The sequence below is a fragment of the Roseateles sp. P4_D2 genome, from assembly GCF_056401875.1.
In genome coordinates this window covers 117,904-137,066 of the sequence record NZ_JBFUIM010000017.1, presented here as the reverse complement: position 1 = coordinate 137,066, position 19,163 = coordinate 117,904, and the positions used below count along the sequence as shown (strand labels likewise).

21 protein-coding genes are annotated in these 19,163 nt (G+C 67.4%); 17 read left to right on the top strand and 4 right to left on the bottom strand.

What is annotated here, in order from left to right; translation table 11 throughout:
• The 9 genes from AC1DW0_RS26525 to AC1DW0_RS26485 all read left to right on the top strand — a co-directional run.
• On the top strand, window positions 1–750 hold a 750-nt coding region (locus tag AC1DW0_RS26525), incomplete at its 5' end, for an HAD-IC family P-type ATPase (RefSeq protein ID WP_477948976.1).
• Window positions 750–899 carry a cbb3-type cytochrome oxidase assembly protein CcoS gene (gene ccoS / locus AC1DW0_RS26520; RefSeq protein WP_457355315.1) on the top strand — a complete coding sequence of 50 codons (150 nt, stop codon included), beginning with the start codon at window positions 750–752 and terminating at the stop codon, window positions 897–899. The genes AC1DW0_RS26525 and ccoS, both read left to right, overlap by 1 nt.
• Before the next feature lie 46 nt (window positions 900–945).
• Window positions 946–2,394, top strand: coding sequence for a cytochrome-c oxidase, cbb3-type subunit I (gene ccoN, locus AC1DW0_RS26515; protein ID WP_477948973.1), 1,449 nt, complete (start codon window positions 946–948; stop codon window positions 2,392–2,394).
• A 170-nt stretch (window positions 2,395–2,564) separates the two neighbouring features.
• Window positions 2,565–3,188: a cytochrome-c oxidase, cbb3-type subunit II gene (ccoO, locus tag AC1DW0_RS26510; protein ID WP_056197785.1), complete on the top strand. Its 624-nt coding sequence runs from the start codon at window positions 2,565–2,567 to the stop codon at window positions 3,186–3,188.
• 12 nt (window positions 3,189–3,200) lie between these two features.
• Complete coding sequence (locus tag AC1DW0_RS26505; RefSeq protein WP_056197782.1) at window positions 3,201–3,332, top strand: cbb3-type cytochrome oxidase subunit 3; 132 nt, start codon at window positions 3,201–3,203, stop codon at window positions 3,330–3,332.
• Window positions 3,329–4,249 (top strand): cytochrome-c oxidase, cbb3-type subunit III, encoded by a 921-nt coding sequence (gene ccoP / locus AC1DW0_RS26500; protein ID WP_477948971.1) that lies wholly within the window; start codon window positions 3,329–3,331, stop codon window positions 4,247–4,249. The genes AC1DW0_RS26505 and ccoP overlap by 4 nt, the downstream gene beginning before the upstream one ends.
• A gap of 5 nt (window positions 4,250–4,254) precedes the next feature.
• A complete protein-coding gene (ccoG, locus tag AC1DW0_RS26495; protein ID WP_477948969.1) occupies window positions 4,255–5,709 on the top strand; it encodes a cytochrome c oxidase accessory protein CcoG in 1,455 nt (484 codons plus the stop codon).
• Window positions 5,710–5,725: 16 nt separating this feature from the next.
• On the top strand, window positions 5,726–5,989 hold the full coding sequence (locus AC1DW0_RS26490; protein WP_056197775.1) for a hypothetical protein: 264 nt from the start codon (window positions 5,726–5,728) through the stop codon (window positions 5,987–5,989).
• The gene (locus tag AC1DW0_RS26485; RefSeq protein WP_457355309.1) at window positions 5,986–6,279 is read left to right on the top strand and encodes a hypothetical protein; all 294 of its coding nucleotides are present in this window, start codon (window positions 5,986–5,988) and stop codon (window positions 6,277–6,279) included. The genes AC1DW0_RS26490 and AC1DW0_RS26485 overlap by 4 nt, the downstream gene beginning before the upstream one ends.
• Here the strand turns inward: AC1DW0_RS26485 and AC1DW0_RS26480 are convergent.
• A complete protein-coding gene (locus AC1DW0_RS26480) occupies window positions 6,242–7,579 on the bottom strand; it encodes an NAD(P)/FAD-dependent oxidoreductase (RefSeq protein ID WP_477948967.1) in 1,338 nt (445 codons plus the stop codon). The two genes, AC1DW0_RS26485 and AC1DW0_RS26480, sit on opposite strands and share 38 nt — an antisense overlap.
• Before the next feature lie 141 nt (window positions 7,580–7,720).
• On the opposite strand from AC1DW0_RS26480, the gene AC1DW0_RS26475 reads away from it, so the two are divergent.
• The 4 genes from AC1DW0_RS26475 (at window position 7,721) to AC1DW0_RS26460 (ending at window position 11,632) form a co-directional block, all read left to right on the top strand.
• Window positions 7,721–9,226, top strand: a complete 1,506-nt coding sequence (locus AC1DW0_RS26475) for a sensor histidine kinase (protein WP_457447351.1) — start codon at window positions 7,721–7,723, stop codon at window positions 9,224–9,226.
• Entirely contained in the window at window positions 9,210–9,671 is a 462-nt protein-coding gene (locus tag AC1DW0_RS26470; RefSeq protein WP_477948964.1) for a hypothetical protein, read from the top strand. The genes AC1DW0_RS26475 and AC1DW0_RS26470 overlap by 17 nt, the downstream gene beginning before the upstream one ends.
• A gap of 10 nt (window positions 9,672–9,681) precedes the next feature.
• A complete protein-coding gene (locus AC1DW0_RS26465) occupies window positions 9,682–11,088 on the top strand; it encodes a sigma 54-interacting transcriptional regulator (protein WP_457355302.1) in 1,407 nt (468 codons plus the stop codon).
• A 199-nt stretch (window positions 11,089–11,287) separates the two neighbouring features.
• A complete protein-coding gene (locus AC1DW0_RS26460; RefSeq protein WP_056197769.1) occupies window positions 11,288–11,632 on the top strand; it encodes a BON domain-containing protein in 345 nt (114 codons plus the stop codon).
• A gap of 60 nt (window positions 11,633–11,692) precedes the next feature.
• On the opposite strand, the gene AC1DW0_RS26455 is transcribed toward AC1DW0_RS26460, so the two are convergent.
• Window positions 11,693–12,430, bottom strand: a complete 738-nt coding sequence (locus AC1DW0_RS26455) for a helix-turn-helix domain-containing protein (RefSeq protein WP_477948962.1) — start codon at window positions 12,428–12,430, stop codon at window positions 11,693–11,695.
• An 84-nt stretch (window positions 12,431–12,514) separates the two neighbouring features.
• Between AC1DW0_RS26455 and hemN the strand changes: the two genes are divergently transcribed.
• From hemN to AC1DW0_RS26435, 4 genes are all read left to right on the top strand, one after another.
• Complete coding sequence (gene hemN / locus AC1DW0_RS26450; RefSeq protein ID WP_477948960.1) at window positions 12,515–13,909, top strand: oxygen-independent coproporphyrinogen III oxidase; 1,395 nt, start codon at window positions 12,515–12,517, stop codon at window positions 13,907–13,909.
• Window positions 13,909–14,529, top strand: a complete 621-nt coding sequence (locus tag AC1DW0_RS26445; RefSeq protein ID WP_457393841.1) for an urease accessory protein UreH domain-containing protein — start codon at window positions 13,909–13,911, stop codon at window positions 14,527–14,529. Before hemN ends, AC1DW0_RS26445 begins: the two co-directional genes overlap by 1 nt.
• A gap of 63 nt (window positions 14,530–14,592) precedes the next feature.
• Window positions 14,593–15,849, top strand: coding sequence for an NADP-dependent isocitrate dehydrogenase (gene icd / locus AC1DW0_RS26440; RefSeq protein ID WP_056197764.1), 1,257 nt, complete (start codon window positions 14,593–14,595; stop codon window positions 15,847–15,849).
• Between the two features lie 33 nt (window positions 15,850–15,882).
• On the top strand, window positions 15,883–16,158 hold the full coding sequence (locus AC1DW0_RS26435) for a hypothetical protein (protein WP_477948957.1): 276 nt from the start codon (window positions 15,883–15,885) through the stop codon (window positions 16,156–16,158).
• A 266-nt stretch (window positions 16,159–16,424) separates the two neighbouring features.
• Here AC1DW0_RS26435 and AC1DW0_RS26430 read toward each other — a convergent pair whose 3' ends face one another.
• Entirely contained in the window at window positions 16,425–18,662 is a 2,238-nt protein-coding gene (locus AC1DW0_RS26430) for an NADP-dependent isocitrate dehydrogenase (RefSeq protein WP_477948955.1), read from the bottom strand.
• Window positions 18,663–18,828: 166 nt separating this feature from the next.
• Window positions 18,829–19,080, bottom strand: a complete 252-nt coding sequence (locus tag AC1DW0_RS26425; RefSeq protein WP_457355327.1) for a cold shock domain-containing protein — start codon at window positions 19,078–19,080, stop codon at window positions 18,829–18,831.
• Window positions 19,081–19,163: the final 83 nt, after the last annotated feature.

Here is a 19,163-nt window from a genome sequence, read left to right as displayed (position 1 = left end):
GGGCTGTCGCGCCACCCGGTGGCGCAGGCGCTGGCCGACGGAAGTGCCGGCAGCTGGGCGGACGTGCGCGAAGTCGCCGGCCGCGGCGTGGAGGCGCGCGACGCGACCGGCCGGGTCTGGCGCCTGGGTGCGCCGGCCTGGGTCAGCGCGCGGCCCGACCCGGCTGCGCGGCTGGCGTTCGGCCCAGTGGGCTGCGGCGACTGCGTGCTGTGGCTGGACCTTGCCGAGGCACCACGTGCCGATGCCGCCGCAACGGTCAAGGCCTTGCGGGCTCAGGGCAAGCGCGTGCGCCTGCTGTCGGGCGACCAGCCGGCCGCGGTCGCGCGCATGGCGGCGTTGCTGGACATCGCCCACTGGCGCTCGGGCGCCACGCCCGAGTCCAAGCTTGCTGCGCTGCGTGACTGGCAGGCGCGCGGCGAGCGCGTGCTGATGGTCGGCGACGGCATCAACGACGCGCCGGTGCTGGCCGCGGCCGACGTGCGCATCGCCATGGGGCAGGGCGCCATGCTGGCGCGCGGTGCCGCAGATGCGCTGCTGGTGTCCAACCAGCTGATGGCCATCCCGCAGGCGCTCGCGCTGGCGCACAGGACGCGCCGCGTGCTGCGTCAGAACCTCGCCTGGGCGGCGCTCTACAACCTGGCGTGCGTGCCGCTGGCGCTGAGCGGTTGGCTGCCGCCACTGGCGGCGGGCCTGGGCATGGCAGCGAGCTCGCTGTTCGTCGTGCTCAATGCCCAGAGATTGGCGCGCTGATGGACATCCTGTATCTCCTCATCCCCTTCTCGGTCGTGCTGGTGCTGCTCATCGTGGCGGTGTTCGGCTGGGCTGTGCACTCCGGGCAACTGGACGGCTTCGAAAACGAGGCTGAACGCATCCTGCTTGACGAGGATCAAGGCGTCTAGGAGCCCCCGCGCGAAGAATCGTTTGCATCAGACTGAAGGAGTCGCGATGGCGAACGAAAAGGCGCTGGCCACCACGGGGGCGGTATACGAAGACGGACCGGTACGCGCATTTGCGCTGGCCGCCGTTCTCTGGGGCGTGGTGGGCATGCTGGTGGGCGTCATCATTGCGGCGCAACTGGCCTGGCCCGATCTCGGCGCAGGCGTCCCCTGGTTGAGCTACGGGCGGCTGCGGCCGCTGCATACCAACGCGGTCATCTTCGCGTTCGGTGGCTGCGCACTGATGGCGACCAGCTACCACGTCGTGCAGCGCACCGGCCAGACCCGCCTGTTCGCGCCGGGCCTGGCGTGGTTTCACTTCTGGTGCTGGCAGCTGGTCATCGTGGCTGCGGCCATCACGCTGCCGCTGGGCTTCACACGCGGCAAGGAATATGCCGAGCTGGAATGGCCCATCGGCGTGCTGATCACCATTGCCTGGGTGTCCTACGCCATCGTGTTCTTCGGCACCGTGGGGCGCCGCAAGATCCGTCACATCTACGTGGCCAACTGGTTCTTCGGTGCCTTCATCCTCGCTGTGGCCCTGCTGCACCTCGTCAACGGCGCGGTGATCCCGGTCAGCTTCTGGAAAAGCTATTCGGCCTACGCCGGTGTGCAGGACGCCATGGTGCAGTGGTGGTACGGCCATAACGCGGTGGGCTTCTTCCTGACCGCGGGCTTCCTCGGGATGATGTACTACTACATCCCCAAGCAGGCCGAGCGCCCCGTCTACAGCTACCGCCTGTCCATCGTCCACTTCTGGGCGCTGATCTTCACCTACATGTGGGCGGGCCCGCACCACCTGCACTACACAGCGCTGCCGGACTGGGCGCAGAGCGTCGGCATGATCTTCAGCCTGGTGCTGCTGGCGCCGAGCTGGGGCGGCATGATCAACGGCGTCATGACGTTGTCGGGTGCCTGGCACAAGCTGCGTGACGACCCCATCCTGAAGTTCCTCATCGTCGCGCTGTCGTTCTACGGCATGTCGACCTTCGAGGGGCCGATGATGTCCATCAAGACCGTCAACGCGCTGTCGCACTACACCGATTGGACGGTGGGCCACGTGCACAGCGGGGCGCTGGGCTGGGTGGGCCTCATCTCGATGGGCTCGCTCTACCACCTGATCCCGCGCATGTTCGGCCGCACGCAGATGTACTCCAAGCGTGCCATCGAGCTGCACTTCTGGATCGCGACGCTGGGCATCGTGCTCTACATCGCCGCGATGTGGATTGCCGGCGTCATGCAGGGCCTGATGTGGCGCGCGGTCAACCCCGACGGCACGCTGGTCTACACCTTCGTCGAAAGCGTCAAGGCGACCTGGCCCTTCTACGTGATCCGCCTCAGCGGCGGCCTGCTCTACCTCGGCGGCATGCTGGTCATGAGCTGGAACGTCATCAAGACCGTGCAGGCCGGCCGTACCCAGGCCGTGCGCATCCCTGTGCCTGCGCTGGCTCACGCCTGAACTGACATGCAGCCCCTCGTCCAACGAGTACGTTGGCCGGTCCCCCGCGGGGACGGCGATACCTGCCGGTTCGACCGGCAGGTACGTCGCCCAACGCGGGCCGGCTTGGGAGCGGCCCGGCGCTCGGCCCGCAAATTTCAAGCGCCGCTACACGCGGCGGAGCAAATGACATGAGCACACAAACTTCATCCGTCTCCGGCCACCAGCGCATCGAGACCAGCAACCTGCTGATGATCGTGCTGGTGCTGCTGACCGTGCTGGTTGGCGGCGTCGTCGAGATCGTGCCGCTGTTCTTCCAGCGCTCCACCACCGAGGCCGCGCCCGGCCTCAAGCCCTACACGGCGCTGCAGCTGGCCGGCCGCGACATCTATCTGCGCGAGGGTTGCTACAACTGCCACTCGCAGATGATCCGCCCGCTTGCCGCCGAGACGCTGCGTTATGGCAAGTACTCCACGGCGGGCGAGTTCGTCTATGACCACCCCTTCCAGTGGGGCAGCAAGCGCACCGGGCCCGACCTGCATCGCGTCGGCGCCAAGTACAGCGACGACTGGCACCGCATCCACCTGAACAACCCACGCGACCTGGTGCCCGAGTCCAACATGCCTGCCTACCCCTGGCTGGTGAATGCACCGGTGGACGCAGCCGGCATGCCGGCGCGCCTCGCGGCGATGCGCATGCTGGGCGTGCCCTACACCGAGGCGGAGGTGAAGGCCTCCTCCCAGGACGTGACGGGCAAGACCGAGCTCGACGCGCTGGTGGCCTATCTGCAGGTGCTTGGCACCGCGAACAAGTAAGGAGCCCGCACCATGGGCATCAACGAACTCCGTGTGGCCGTGACTCTCGTGTCGCTGGCCGTCTTCCTCGGCATCATCGCCTGGGCCTGGCGCGGCCGCTTCGACGACGCCGCCCGCCTGCCCCTCGAAGGAGATGAGCAATGAGCGACTTCTTCAACGGCGGCTGGTCCCTCTTCATCGCCATTGGCACCATTGGCGGCCTCATCTTCTGCGGCATTCTGCTCATCATCGCCAGCCGCCGCCAGGTGATGGCCTCGGACAACACGACGGGCCACGTCTGGGACGAGGATCTGCGCGAACTCAACAACCCGCTGCCGGCCTGGTGGATGGGCCTGTTCGTGCTGACCATCGTCTTCGCCGGCATCTACCTGGCGCTGTACCCGGGGCTGGGCAACCAGGCCGGCAAGCTGGGCTGGACGAGCCTGGGCGAGCACGCCAACGACCTGGCACAGGCGCGCGCCACCATGGCGCCGGTCTATGCCGCCTTCGCCGACAAGACGCCGGAGCAGCTCGCCAAGGATCCCAAGGCCCATGCCATTGGCGAGCGGCTGTTCGCCAACAACTGCGCGCAGTGCCACGGCGCCGACGCCAAGGGTTCCAAGGGCTTCCCCAACCTGACCGACACCGACTGGCTGTGGGGCGGCTCGCCCGAAACCATCACCGAGACCATCACCAAGGGCCGCGAGGGCAACATGCCCGTGATGGCGCCGGCAGTGGGCGCGGCGGAGGATGTGCGCAACGTCGCCCACTACGTGCTGTCGCTGTCGGGCAGCCCGCACAACGCGCTCTACGCCCAGCTCGGCAAGCCCAAGTTCACCGCCTGCGCGGCCTGCCACGGCCCCGGCGGCCAGGGCAACCCGGCCCTGGGGGCGCCCAACCTGAGCGACAAGGTCTGGCTGCATGGCTGGGGTGAGGAAGCCGTCACGGCCATGGTCAACAACGGCAAGCACAACGTGATGCCGGCCCATGGCGAGCGGCTGACGCCCGAGCAGATCCGCGTGCTGGCTTCCTATGTCTGGAGCCTGTCGCAATCACAAGGCGTCATCGCTGCCGCCCCCTGAGTCCCATGTCTGTTCCCTCCGCGCCCGGTTCGGGCGACGCCGTCCAGGTCATCCGCCTCTACAAGTCGGAGGACAAGATCCACCCGCGGTCGGTGGACGGCTTCTACGCCCGCTGGCGCTGGGCCATCGTCGCGCTGACCCAACTCGTGTTCTACGGCCTGCCCTGGCTCAGCTGGGGCGAGAGGCAGGCCGTGCTCTTCGACCTGGGCTCGCGGCGCTTCTACATCTTCGGCCTGGTGCTGTATCCGCAGGACTTCGTGTACCTCACGGGCTTGCTGATGATCTCGGCCTACGCGCTCTTCCTGTTCACCGCCGTGGCCGGGCGCCTGTGGTGCGGCTACGCCTGCCCACAGACGGTCTACACCGAGCTGTTCATGCTCATCGAGCGCTGGTTCGAGGGCGACCGCAACGCGCGGCTGCGGCTGCAAAAGGCGCCGTGGTCCTGGACCAAGCTCTGGCGCAAGGCGGGCAAGCAGTCCGCCTGGATCGCGCTGGGCCTGTGGACCGGCTTCACCTTCGTCGGCTACTTCACGCCCATCCAGACACTGGCGCGCGAGGTCCTCGCGTTCGGCATGGGACCGTGGGAAACCTTCTGGGTGCTGTTCTACGGCTTCGCCACCTACGGCAACGCCGGCTACATGCGCGAGCAGGTCTGCAAGTACATGTGCCCGTACGCGCGCTTCCAGAGCGCGATGTTCGACCGCGACACGCTGATCGTCAGCTATGACCCGGAGCGCGGCGAGCCGCGCGGCAAGAACGCGCAGCGCGGCAAGAAGGGCGAGGTGCGCAGCGCCGCCGCGCCCGTGGGCGACTGCATCGACTGCAACCTGTGCGTGCAGGTCTGCCCGACCGGCATCGACATCCGCGACGGCCTGCAGTACGAATGCATCGGCTGCGCGGCCTGCATCGACGTCTGCAACGGCGTCATGGACAAGATGGGCACCGAGCGCGGCCTCATCCGCTATGACACCGAGAACGGCCTGGAGCAGCGCCTGACGCGCGCGCAGCGCTGGCAGCATGTTTTGCGACCGCGCGTGCTGATCTACACCGCCGTGCTGATCGTCATCTGCACGGCCCTGATGTGGAGCCTGCTGTCGCGGCACAGCTTCCGCGTCGACATCGTGCGCGACCGCGCTTCGATGGCCCGCCTCGTCGAGGACGGCTGGATCGAGAACGTCTACCGCCTGCAGGTCATGAACGCGACCGAGTCGCCCCAGCACTACCGCATCGAAGCCGAGGGCCTGCCCGGCCTGGTGCTGACCCGGGCCACCACCGTGGACCTGGGCCCGGCCGAGGCACGCTGGGTGGCGGTGGCCCTGCGCGTGCCGCCCGGGACGGCGCAACAGCTCAAGGCTGGCGCCCATCCCATGCGCTGGCGCATCAGCCGTGTCGGCGATGGTGCCGGCGGATCGGCCGCCGAGACCGTCGTCGAGAAGTCCACTTTCGTGCTGCCGCGCTGACGGCGAGGAGAACCCCATGTCCGCCCTGAATCCCTCCTCCGCCTGGCGCGAGCCCATGGTCTGGCTCGTGGTCGGGGGCCCGGCGATCGTCGTCGTTGCCAGTTTCTTCACGCTGGCGCTGGCCATCCGCCACCCCGACCCGCCGCTGGAGCTGCACCGCACCGCCCAGGCTGCCGATGCCACCGAGCCCGCCGACCTGCGCGCCCGTGCCGGTGATGCGGTACCGGCCCTGGTCGCCCGCAACCATGCCGCCACGGGCACGGCGGGCCTGAAGAGATGAACGGCGCCGCCGGCCCCACGCGCATCAAGCGCTTTGCGATGGCCGTGGCCTGGTCGTCCTTCCTTGCGGCTGGCGTGCTGGAGGCCCTGGTGTTCGCCGTCGTCGACCCGGCCGACCTGCGCTGGTTTGGCACTGCGCCCGTGCAGTTGTCGACCCAGGCCGTCTACACCCTCAGCTTCCTGATCTTCTGGGCCGTCATCGCCTTGGGCGCCAGCCTGGCGTTGCTGCTGATCAGCCTGCCCGGCGACGAGGTCAAGCCTGGGCGTCACGCGCCGGGCTGGCCTCGCTGAGCCCGGCGCCTGCCACCACGCGTGCGTTGCGGTCATGCGTCCAGTAGGCCCAGGCCCAGTCCACCAGCACGACGAAGCGGTTGCGGAAGCCGATCAGGAAATAGACGTGGGCGAACAGCCAGAACAACCAGGCCGGCAGGCCCGAGAAGCGCAGCGACCCGGCCGGCGTGCCCAGGTCGACGACGGCGCTGTGGCGGCCGATGGTGGCGAGGTTGCCGTAGTCGCGGTAGCGAAAGGCCTGCGTCGCCTCGCCGCGCAGCCGGCGCTGGATGTTGGCGGCGGCGTGCCGGCCCATCTGCTTGGCGCCGGGTGACACGCCGGGCACGGGCTTCGGAGGCTGGCCGGGCGCGTGGCTTTGCGCGGCGGCGAGGTCGCCGATGACCTGGATATTGGCCTGGCCCTTCAAGCTCAGGTCAGGCTCGACGACCACACGGCCGGCGCGGTCCAGCGTGCAGCCGGTTGCATCGGCCAGCGCACGGCCCAGGGGCGAGGCCGCCACGCCGGCGGCCCAGACGACGCAGCGGCTGTGCAGGCGCTCCGGGCCGGTTGGCGTCGTGATGTCCAGCCCCTGGGCGTCGATACCGGTCACACGGGCGTTCAGGCGCACGTCCACGCCGAGCGCGCCCAGTTGCTCGCGGGCGCGTTCGCTCAAGCTCTCGGGCATGGCCTGCAGCACTCGCGGGCTGCCCTCCACCAGCAGCACACGTGCCTGTCGTGGGTCGATGCGGCGGAATTCACCGGGCAGGGTGTGGCGGGCGATCTCGGCAAAGGTGCCAGCCAGTTCGACCCCGGTCGGCCCGCCGCCGACGACGACGAACTGCAGCAGGGCGGCACGCTGGGCGGGATCGTCCTCGCCATTTGCTTCACGTTCGGCAGCCTCGAAGGCCAGCAGCACGCGGCGGCGAATCTCGAAGGCGTCGCTCAGCGTCTTCAGCCCCGGCGCGTGCTCGGCCCAGTCATCGCGGCCGAAATAGCTGTGCGTGGCGCCAGCGGCGACGATGAGGTGGTCCCAGCGCAGCGTGGCGCCATCCTTCAGCGTGGCGGTTCGCGCGGTAGCGTCGATGGCGACGATCTCGCCCATCAGCGTCGTCACATTGCGCTGGCCGCGGAAGAGGTGGCGGATGGGCGCCGCAATCGACGGCGCCGACAGGCCCGCCGTGGCCACCTGGTAGAGCAGGGGCTGGAAGAGGTGATGGTTGGTCTTGTCGACGAGGGTGATGTCGACGTCGGTGGTGCGCAGCGCGCGCGCCGCCTCCAGGCCGCCGAAGCCGCAGCCAATGATCAGGACTTGAGGACGCATGGACAGCCATCCTACGCTCGGTTTGTTGCGCCGCAGCATGACTGTTTTTCAAATGGCGGCAGGCTGGTTGCATCGTGATGCAAAGCCAGCCGGCAAGGTCCGATCACGTGCCGTTTGCGCACCTAGGATGCGGCGCCCAAGATGTCCTCCGCCACGCTGGCCGCTGCCTCCTCCGCACCCGAACCGACCTGGCAACGCCCGCGCGGCGGTGGCCTGCGCGGGCTGTCCTTCCACCAGTGCCTGCTGGCCGCCTTTTTGCTGATCACGGCGCTGCTGGGCGGCGCGGCGGCCCAGGCCATGTTCGCACTCGAGCATGTCGCCCTGCAGAGCCGCGAAGCCGCGCAGGACGCCGCCAGTCTGAGCGCCCAGGTGCAGCGGCTGTCCGAACGCACCGTGGCCATGGAGCGCAGTGCGCGGCAGTTCCTGGTGCTCGACGACGCCAGCCTGCGCGAACGCTTCCAGGCCGCCTGGGCAGACGCCAAGGCCACGCAGGCGACATTGGCCGGCACGCTGACCGAGCCGGCATCGAAGCAGCTGTTCGCCGACTGGGGCAGGCAGGCCGAGGCGGCCTGGGAGGTGCTGCAGAACCCAGGCCCGACCCGCACTCGCTCCACGGCACTGCGGCGGCTGACACCGGTATTCGCGCGCCTGCACGGCCTCAACGAGACCCTGACCGAGCAGAGCCAGCGCGCCGTGGACCGCCGCAGTGACGCGGTGCTGGCCGAACTGGAGCAGCAGCGCCGCCTCATCAGCGCCCTGGTGCTGGGCGCCATCGCGCTGGCCGTGCTGCTGGCGCTGGGTTTTGGACACTGGCTGCTGCGGCCGCTGGCCCATGTCGAGGCGGCCATCGGCCGGTTGGGCGACAACCGCTTCGACGAGCCCGTGGAGGTGCGCGGCCCGGCCGACCTGCGCCGGCTCGGGCGCCAGCTGGAGTGGCTGCGCCAACGCCTGGCCACGCTGGAGTCGGACAAGACGCGCTTCGTGCGCCACATCTCGCATGAGCTGAAAACGCCGATGGCCTCCATCCGCGAAGGCGCGGCCCTGCTGCGCGAGGGCGTTGCCGGCCCGCTGACGCCGGATCAGACCGAGATCGTGCGCATCCTCGGCGACAACAGCGCCGCCCTGCAAGGCCAGATCGAGGACCTGCTGCGCTACCAGACGCTGGCCTCCAACTCTCAGCAACTGCAGCGCCGCGCGACCGACCTCAAGGCGTTGCTGGCGCGTGTGGTGGATGAACAGCGCCTGCTCTGGCAGACCCGGGGCCTGCAGGTACGCATCGACGCCGCAGCCTGCAACGCCCTTGTCGACGACGCCAAGCTGGCCATCGTGCTGGCCAATCTGCTGGCCAACGCGCTGCGCTTCAGCCCGCCCGGGGGCGTCATCGTGCTGACCCTGGAGCAGGACGACCGCAAGTTTTGCATCGACTGCATCGACGCCGGTCCCGGCGTGGCAGCCGAGGATGCCGAGCGCATCTTCGACCCCTTCTACCAAGGCCGCAACCAGGCGCCCGGTGCGCGCCGCGGCAGTGGCATCGGCTTGTCCATCGTGCGCGAGATCGTGCAGGCCCACGGCGGCAGCTGCCGGCTGCTGGCCAGCGAAGGCGGTGCCCATTTCCGGATCGAGATACCCCATGCGAAGACTGCTTGAGATTGGCTCATTGCTGCTGCTGGCCGCCTGCCAGACGGCCCCGCCAGCGCCCGTGCCGGCTCCGCCGCCCCCTGCGCCTGTCTGCCCGGAGCTGCCCGCGCCACCGCCGCAGGTCGACGATCTGAAGGCGCTGGTCGGCTATGCCGAGGATCTGCGCAAGGCGCTGGCCCTGAACCAGGGGCGCAGCAGCGCAGACCAAGCCCAGGCTGCGGCGCAGCTCGACCTGATCGCCAATGCGACCGACGCGTCGGCCGAACCGATCAAGCCGCTGGCCGCGCTGATGGCCACCCGCCTGGCCGAGCAGCGGCGACTGCAGGACAACGTCGACAAGCTCAGCCAGCAACTGCGCGAGAGCCAGCGCCGCAACGAGCAGCTCAACGAGAAGCTCGAGGCCCTCAAGGCCATCGAGCAGACCCTGCCGGGCAAGCCTGGTGCTCCGCGATAAAGAGGCAGCGATGACCACACAAGCCGCAATCCTTCTAGTCGACGACGACGCCGACCTGCTGCGCCTGATGACGATGCGGCTGACCGCAGCCGGCCATGCCGTGCAGGCCGTGGCCAGCGCCGAAGCCGCGCTTGCCCACCTCGCCGTGCGGCTGCCGTCCCTCGTCATCACCGATGTGCGCCTGCCGGGGCTGGACGGCCTGGCCCTGTTCGACGAGGTGCGCGCCCGGCACCCGTCGCTGCCGGTCATCCTGCTGACCGCCCACGGCAACATCCCCGATGCCGTCGAGGCCACGACGCGGGGTGCCCATGCCTATCTGACCAAGCCCTTCGACGGCAAGGGGCTGCTGGACAAGATCAACCAGGCGCTGCGGGTGAACGTGACGGGGCCGGCGCCGCTTGACGGCGATGCTGCGTGGCGCAGCGAGATCATCAGCCGCAGCCCGCGCATGGCCGAGGTGCTGTCCGAGGCGCGGCTGGTGGCGGCGACCGACGCGAGCGTGCTGATCTCGGGCGACAGCGGCACCGGCAAGGAGCTGCTGGCGCGCGCCATCCACCGCGCCAGCCCGCGCGCAGCGAAGCCCTTCATCGCGGTGAACTGCGCCGCCATCCCCGAGGCACTGCTGGAATCCGAGCTGTTCGGCCATGTGAAGGGCGCCTTCACCGGCGCGCAGGCACAGCGCCAGGGGCTGATCCCCGCGGCGCAGGGCGGCACGGTCTTTCTGGACGAGATCGGCGACATGCCGCTGGCCTTGCAGGTGAAGTTGTTGCGTGTGCTGCAGGAGCGTGTCGTGCGGCCGGTGGGCAGCAACGAGGCGGTGGCGGTGGACGTGCGTGTGCTGTCCGCCACCCACCGCGACCTGGAGCTCGCCATGGCCGAGGGTCAGTTCCGCCCCGACCTCTATTACCGGCTCAATGTCGTGCAACTGCGCCTGCCCCCGCTGTCGGAGCGGCGCGAGGACATCGCACTGCTGGCCCAGCACTTCCTGCAGACCTTGGCCGAGCGGCACCGCCGGCCGGTCAAGGGTTTTGCGCCGGATGCGCTGGAGGCGTTGGTGACTGCGCCCTGGCCGGGTAATGCGCGCCAGCTCTACAACGTCGTCGAACAGGTCTGCGTGCTGGCCATGGCGCCGCTGGTGTCGCTGACCCAGGTGCAGCGCGCGCTGCAGACGCCGTCGCTGGAGGTGCTGAGCTACCAGCACGCCAAGCAGCGCTTCGAGCGCGACTACCTCAATCAGTTGCTGAAATTGACCTCGGGCCATGTGGCCGAGGCCGCACGCCTGGCCGACCGCAACCGCACCGAGTTTTATCGCCTGATGCAGAAGCACGGGCTGGATCCGCAGCTCTTTCGCGCTGACCCCCTAGCTGCCGCGTCGGATTCGGGCGACAGAAAACCGTCAGATGAATCAAGCACTTAGGCCGGCATCGCCATGCGGCGTCGCCGCCCGGCGACAAAATGGCCGGTGCTGAGGGTTGCTGAAGGGCCCCGTCGCGCCGGGTTTTGTCCTAAGTCGTTGATCTGCTGACGAAATTTGAAACTGGCACGGGCCTTGCGCTGAACCTGTTCGTGGTGCCCCCCGGTATCGCTTTCGATTCACGCATCCTCAGGAGATCTGCATGCGACAAACATCCACCTTCGCCCGACTGCTGTCTGCCGCCTTGATGGCTGGTAGTGCCACTGCAACCTTTGCCGCTGACCAAGCACCGGCGACGCCGGCCCCGGCCGAACAGGTTGCTCAGGCGCAAACCGCCGGCGACACGACGATTGCCAGCCAGGCCCAGGCCGTATTGCAGCAGGACAAGGATCTGGCAGCCCTGCCGCTGACCGTGAGCAGCAGCGCTGCTGGCGTGGTCGTGCTCAAGGGCGCGGCACCCAGCGCCGACCTGGCCCAGAAGGCCATCAAGCTGGTTCAGGCCGTGCCCGGCGTGAAGGAAGTGCGCAACGAGATCAAGGTCGGCTGACCGCCGTTTCCTTGATCTCGAGGCCCTGCGCGCCCCCGCAGGGCCTTTTTTCGTCTGGCTTCAGCAGCGGCTGTTGTTCACCAAGACCTGAAGCCCGGCCTGGTCGAGGATGCGCAGCTGGCGCTGCTTGACCTCCAGCAGCCCGTCCTCCTGGAATTTGGAGAAGGTGCGGCTGACGGTTTCCAGTTTCAGGCCGAGGTAGCTGCCGATCTCTTCGCGCGTCATGCGCAGCACGAGGCTGGATGCCGAGAAGCCGCGTGCCTGCAGGCGCTGGGTCAGGTTCAGCAGGAAGGCCGCCAGGCGCTCCTCGGCCCGCATATTGCCGAGCAGCAGCATGACGCCGTGGTCGCGCACGATCTCCCGGCTCATGATCTTGTGAAAGGAGTGCTGCAGCACGCTGAATTCGCGTGACAGCTCCTCCAGCTGGGAATAGTGGATGACGCAGACGGACGAGTCCTCCAGCGCGACGGCGTCGCAGTGGTGACGGTCGCTGCTGATGCCGTCCAGGCCGAGCAGCTCACCGGCCATCTGGAAGCCGGTGACCTGGTCGCGGCCATCCTCGCTGCYGACGCGGGTCTTGAAGAAGCCGGTGCGCACGGCGTACAACGCTTCAAAGCTCTCGCCGTTGCGAAACAGATACCCGCCGCGCGGCACGCTGCGTCGCATGGCGACGAGGCCATCCAGGCGGGTCAGGTCGGCAGCCTGCAAGCCCACAGGCAGGCAGAGTTCGCGCAGATTGCAGCTGGCGCAGGCGACCTTGAGCGGCTCGAGGGCGGCGGTGGGGCAGGGGAGACTCATGGGTTGGCATTCTTGGACCGGGCCGGCACTGCGCGCTTGACCTGGATCAAGGCCGGCGAGCCGCGGTATCGGCACAGTTGCCGCATGGCTGCTGTGACCGAAAGACCGCTGGACCCCGACCTCCTTGACGCCAACATCAGGCGCCACGACGTGGCCGGCCCGCGCTACACCTCCTACCCGACGGCCGACCGCTTCGTCGAGGCCTACCAGGCACCCCAGCACCTGCAGGCCCTGGCACAGCGCGGCGCGGCCCAGCCGCTGTCGGTCTATGTGCACATCCCGTTCTGTGAGCAGCTCTGCTACTACTGCGCCTGCAACAAGATCATCACCAAGCACCACGAGCGCGCCCAGCCCTATCTGGCCGCGTTGAACCTGGAGATGGACCTGGTGGCCGAGGCCCTGGGTGGCCACGCGCCCGTTTCGCAACTGCATCTGGGCGGTGGCTCGCCGACCTTTCTGTCGGACACTGAACTGAGCGTGCTGATGGATGCGTTGCGCCGGCGCTTCAAGCTGCTGCCTGGCGCCGAGTTGTCCATTGAGGTGGACCCGCGCACGGTCGACCTGGCGCGCCTGGCGCACCTGCGCCGGCTCGGGTTCAACCGCCTGTCCTTCGGCGTGCAGGACTTCGACCCGGCCGTGCAGAAGGCCGTGCACCGCGTGCAGCCGCTGGCCTCTGTCGCGGCCCTGATGCGCGGGGCGCGCGAGCTGGGTTTCGCCTCCATCAGCGTCGACCTGATCTATGGCCTGCCGCTGCAGACGCCGGCGTCCTTCGCGCGCACCATCGCCCAGGTCGCCGAGCTCCGGCCCGACCGCATCGCGATGTATGCCTATGCCCACCTGCCGAAGCGCTTCAAGCCGCAGCGCCGCATCGTCGCCGAGTTGCTGCCGCCGGCGGGTGACAAGCTGGCCATGCTGTCAGGCGCGATCAGCGCGCTGCTGGGCGAGGGCTATGCCTACATCGGCATGGACCATTTCGCGCTGCCCGACGACCCGCTGGCCGTGGCCAAGCGCCAGGGCCTGCTGCACCGCAACTTCCAGGGCTATTCGACGCAGCCTGATTGCGATCTCATCGGCCTGGGCGTTTCGGCCATCAGCCGCGTCGGCGCAACGTATGCGCAGAACGCCAAGACCCTGGCCGAGTATGAGGATGCGCTGAACCAGCGCCAGCTGCCCGTGCAGCGCGGCCTGGCATTGACGCGCGACGACCTGTTGCGCCGCGCCGTCATCATGGCGTTGATGTGCCAGGGCCGGCTGGAGTTCGAGTCCATCGCGGCGTCCTATCTCGTCGACGTTGCCACCTACTTCGCGCCGGAGCTGGAGCGCTTGTCCCGGCTGGCCGACCAAGGCCTGGTCGAGCGGCAACCCGACGCTTTGCAGGTCACGCCGCTGGGCTGGTATTTCGTGCGCGCCGTCGCGTCGGTTTTTGATCGCTACCTGCAGGCCGACGCCAGCCGCGAGCGCTTCTCCAAGATCATCTGATGGATGCGGCCCTGGTCCTGTCCGCCACGCTGATGGGGCTGGCAGGCATGCCGCACTGCGCGGCCATGTGCAGTGCGCCTTGCGCCCTCGCCGCGGGGCACCGGCCCGTGCGGCTGCTGGCCGGCCGACTGTTAGGTTATGCCGCCGGGGGTGCGGTGGCGGCAGCGTCCGTCCAGGCGCTCGCACGTGTCTCGCAGAGCGTGACGCTGCTGCAGCCCGCCTGGGCCTTGCTGCAGGCGGCACTGCTGCTGTTCGGCCTGACGCTGTTGGTGCGTGGCCGCGTGCCGGCGTGGCTGGGCGCCATGCGCTGGCGCCCTCAGCCGCGCCATGCCTTCGCTACCGGCATCGCCTGGGTGGCCATGCCCTGTGGGCTGCTGCATGCGGCGCTGCTGCTGGCCGGCTTGTCAGGCTCGCCCTTGAGCGGTGCCGCAGCGATGGCTGGCTTTGCGCTGGCCAGCACACCGGGCCTCGTCATCGCGCCGCTGTGGCGGGCGCGGCTGCTCAAGCAGGGTACGGGTGGTGAGGTGCTGGCGCTGCGCCTGGCCGGGCTCATGCTGGCCGCGGGGGCGGCGTGGGGGCTGGTGCACGGCGTGTGGCAGCGGCTCCTGCTGGCCTGCTGAGCCGGCCATAAACTCGCCGGGTTTCGTTTCCTAGTCTCGTCTCTTGCGCGGAGCCCACACGTCATGTCCCAACACATCAAGGTGCCTGAAGGCGGCCAGAAGATCACCGTCAACGCCGACTTCACGCTGAACGTGCCCGACCAGCCCATCATTCCCTACATCGAAGGCGACGGCACCGGCCTGGACATCACGCCCGTCATGCTCAAGGTGGTGGACGCGGCGGTGGCCAAGGCCTACGGCGGTGCGAAGAAGATCCACTGGATGGAGGTCTACGCCGGCGAGAAGAGCACTCGCGTGTACGGCCCCGATGTGTGGCTGCCCGAAGAGACGCTGCAGGCCGTGAAGGAATACGTTGTCTCCATCAAGGGGCCGCTGACCACGCCCGTCGGCGGTGGCATCCGCTCGCTGAACGTCGCCCTGCGCCAGGAGCTGGACCTGTACGTCTGCCTGCGCCCGGTGCAGTATTTCGACGGCGTGCCCAGCCCGGTGAAGGAGCCGCACAAGGTCGACATGGTCATCTTCCGCGAGAACTCGGAGGACATCTACGCCGGCATCGAATACGAGGCCGAGAGCGACAAGGCCAAGAAGCTCATCAAGTTCCTGCAGGACGAAATGGGCGTCAAGAAGATCCGCTTCCCAAACACCTCGGGCATCGGCATCAAGCCTGTCAGCCGGGAGGGCACCGAGCGCCTGGTGCGCAAGGCCATCCAGTACGCCATCGACAACAACAAGCCCAGCGTCACCATCGTGCACAAGGGCAACATCATGAAGTTCACGGAGGGCGGTTTCCGAGATTGGGCCTATGCGCTGGCTCAGAAGGAGTTCGGCGCCCAGCCCATCGATGGCGGCCCGTGGTGCAAGTTCAAGAACCCGAAGACGGGCAAGGACATCACCATCAAGGACAGCATCGCCGACGCCTTCCTGCAGCAGATCATCCTGCGCCCGGCCGAGTACAGCGTCATCGCCACGTTGAACCTGAACGGCGACTACATCTCCGACGCACTGGCCGCGCAGGTGGGCGGCATCGGCATCGCCCCGGGCGCCAACATGAGCGACTCCATCGCGATGTTCGAGGCCACGCACGGCACGGCGCCGAAGTACGCCGGCAAGGACTATGTGAACCCCGGCTCCGAGATCCTGTCGGCCGAAATGATGCTGCGCCACATGGGCTGGATAGCAGCCGCTGACCTCATCATCAGCGCGATGGAGAAGGCCGTCCTGAGCAAGAAGGTGACCTACGACTTCGCGCGCCTGATGGACGGCGCGACGCAGGTGTCGTGCTCCGGGTTCGGGCAGGTGATGATTGACCAGATGGAGTGACACGGTTTCGCCCCGAACGCCTAGACTTTGGGCATGCCGGACTACATCAACACCTACGTTGACGAAGATCAGCTCCTCATCTACGAGGGGGCGGACTTCGACGAGGTGTATCTGGCTGACCGTTCGGGTGAACGCGGTGCGCAGGTGTGGTGTTGGACCCGTCGTGAGACGGACCTCAACAAGGCCAGCTGGCTGCGGCTGATCGTGTCGGTCGATGACAAGGATTCCGCTGCCGCCGTGGAGCGGGTCCGTGGCGCGTTGAAGCCGAATCCTGTGCCGGATCCGTTTCGCAAGCCCGTGCCGCATTGAGGGCGCCGGCTTTTGTTGCCAGGGTGCACAAAAAGAAACCCCGGCGCTCAGGCCGGGGTTTGGGGCGACCCGTGGTGCTTCACGTGTCGCCTGTCAGAAGGCTTTGCAGGAGCAAACGCCTGGTATCAGACTGTAGTAAATATTTTGGTCGTTGGGCTTGCTGTTTCATTGCGGAATACCCGCCAACGTGAAATCGCAACGCGTCATGAGGCGTTGCAAGCAAAACGGGGCACCGATGGCGCCCCGTTTCTTCATTCAGCAGTCGATCAGCTGGCCAGCGATTGCAGCGCCGCATTGAACGTGGCGCTGGGACGCATGACCTTGTCGAGCTTGGCAACGTCCGGCAGGAAATAGCCGCCGATGTCGGTCGGCTTGCCTTGGACGGCCTTCAGTTCCTCGGCGATCTTGGCCTCGTTGGCGGTCAGCGTCTGGGCCAGTGGCTTGAAGCGGGCCGCCAGTTCGGCGTCCTCGGTCTGCTCGGCCAGGGCCTGGGCCCAGTACAGCGTCAGGTAGAAGTGGCTGCCGCGGTTGTCGAGCTCGCCGGTTTTGGGGCTGGGGCCCTTGCCGTTGTCCAGCAACTTGCCGGTGGCGGCGTCCAGGGCCTTGGCCAGCACCTTGGCCTTGGCGTTCTTGGTCTTGATGCCCACGTCTTCCAGGCTGACCGCCAGCGCCAGGAACTCGCCGAGCGAATCCCAGCGCAGGTGGTTTTCCTCCACCAACTGCTGCACGTGCTTGGGCGCCGAGCCACCGGCGCCGGTTTCGTACATGCCCCCGCCAGCCATCAACGGCACGATGGACAGCATCTTGGCCGAGGTGCCCAGTTCCATGATGGGGAAGAGGTCGGTCAGGTAGTCGCGCAGGATGTTGCCGGTGGCGCTGATGGTGTCCTGGCCGCGGATGACGCGCTCCAGCGTGTAACGCATCGCGCGCACCTGGCTCATGATCTGGATGTCCAGGCCGGTCGTGTTGTGCTCATGCAGGTACATCTTGACCTTGGTGATGAGCTGCGCCTCGTGGGGGCGGTAGGAGTCCAGCCAGAACACCACCGGCATGCCGGAGTTGCGGGCGCGCGTGACGGCCAGCTTGACCCAGTCGCGGACGGCGGCGTCCTTGCACTGGCACATGCGCCAGATGTCGCCCTGCTCGACGTCCTGGCTCATCAGCACCTCGCCGGTGGCGAGGTCGGTGATGTTGGCCACGCCGTCCTCCGGGATCTCGAAGGTCTTGTCGTGCGAGCCGTATTCCTCGGCCTGCTGAGCCATCAGGCCCACGTTGGGCACCGTGCCCATGGTGCGCGGGTCGAAGGCGCCATGCCATTTGCAGAAGTTGATGATCTCCTGGTAGATGCGGGCAAAGGTCGACTCCGGCATCACGGCCTTGACGTCCTTCAGGCGGCCATCGGCGCCGTACATCTTGCCGCCGCTGCGGATCATCGCGGGCATGGAGGCGTCCACGATGACGTCGTTGGGCGAATGGAAGTTGGTGATGCCCTTGGCCGAGTCCACCATCGCCAGTTCGGGGCGGTGTTCGTGGCAGGCGTGCAGGTCGCGCTTGATCTCGTCCTGCTTGGCGCTGGGCAGCGTGGCGATCTTGGTGTACAGGTCCACCATGCCGTTGTTGACGTTGATGCCCAGTTCGTCGAACAGCTTGGCGTGCTTCTCGAACGCGTCGCGGTAGAAGATGCGCACGCAGTGGCCGAACACGATGGGATGGGACACCTTCATCATGGTGGCCTTGACGTGCAGCGAGAACATCACGCCGGTCTTGCGCGCGTCCTCGATCTCCTTTTCATAGAAGGCCAGCAGGGCCTTCTTGCTCATGTACATCGAGTCGACCACTTCGCGGTCCAGCAGCGAGACCTTGGCCTTGAGCACAATGGCCTTGCCGCTCTTGGTGATGAGCTCCATCTTCACGTCGCGTGCGCGGTCCAGCGTGATCGACTTTTCACCGTGATAGAAGTCGCCGTCGTGCATGTGCGAGACGTGCGAGCGCGAGGCCTGGCTCCAGTCGTCCATGCGGTGCGGGTTCTTGCGGGCGTATTCCTTCACCGCCTTGGGCGCGCGGCGGTCGGAGTTGCCTTCGCGCAGCACCGGGTTCACGGCCGAGCCGATGCACTTGTTGTAGCGCGCGCGGATGTCCTTCTGCTCATCCGTCTCGGGCTTTTCGGGGTAGTCCGGGATCTTGTAGCCCTTGTCCTGCAGTTCCTTGATGGCGGCCTTCAACTGCGACACCGAGGCGCTGATATTGGGCAATTTGATGATGTTGGCTTCCGACTTCAACGTCAGCTTGCCCAGGGCGGCCAGGTTGTCGGGCACGCGCTGCTCTTCGGTCAGCAGTTCCGGGAACTGGCCCAGGATGCGGCTGGCCACCGAGATGTCGCTGCTGACGACGTCGATCCCAGCCGACGCCGCGAAGGCCTTGACGACCGGCAGCAGCGAGGCAGTGGCCAAGCGGGGGGCTTCGTCGGTCAACGTGTAAACAATCTGGGTCTTTTCGGCGGTCATGAGCGTGTTCCGGTAGATGGCAATCCGTGCTGCACACAGCGCCAGGAGGCGGCGCGCAACACGTAACTCTAGCAAGCCGGGCGCGCGCTTGCTGCGCGAGCCCGGCGGCGCCAATGCAAAAGCCCCGTGGCGTCAGGCCACGGGGCTTTTGATTTGTGAGCTCAGCTCAGGACGCCAGTTGCGGCTGTTGCTGCTGCTCGGCGGCGCGTGCGGCTTCCATCGGCGTGATGTTCTGCGCAAGCTGGCCTTTGGGGCCCTGCACCAGGTCGAACTGCACCTGGCTGCCCTGCTTCAGCGTCCGAAAGCCTTCCATCTGGATCGCTGAAAAATGGGCGAAGACATCATCTCCGCCAGCTTCCGGCTCGATGAATCCGAAGCCCTTGGCATCGTTGAACCACTTGACTTTGCCCAGTGCCATCATCTTGTCTCCATTCTTTGTGGCACCTCCTGGGGAGGCGGAGGCAGATTCTGGTAGCGCAATAAAAAGCGTCAATTCGGGAC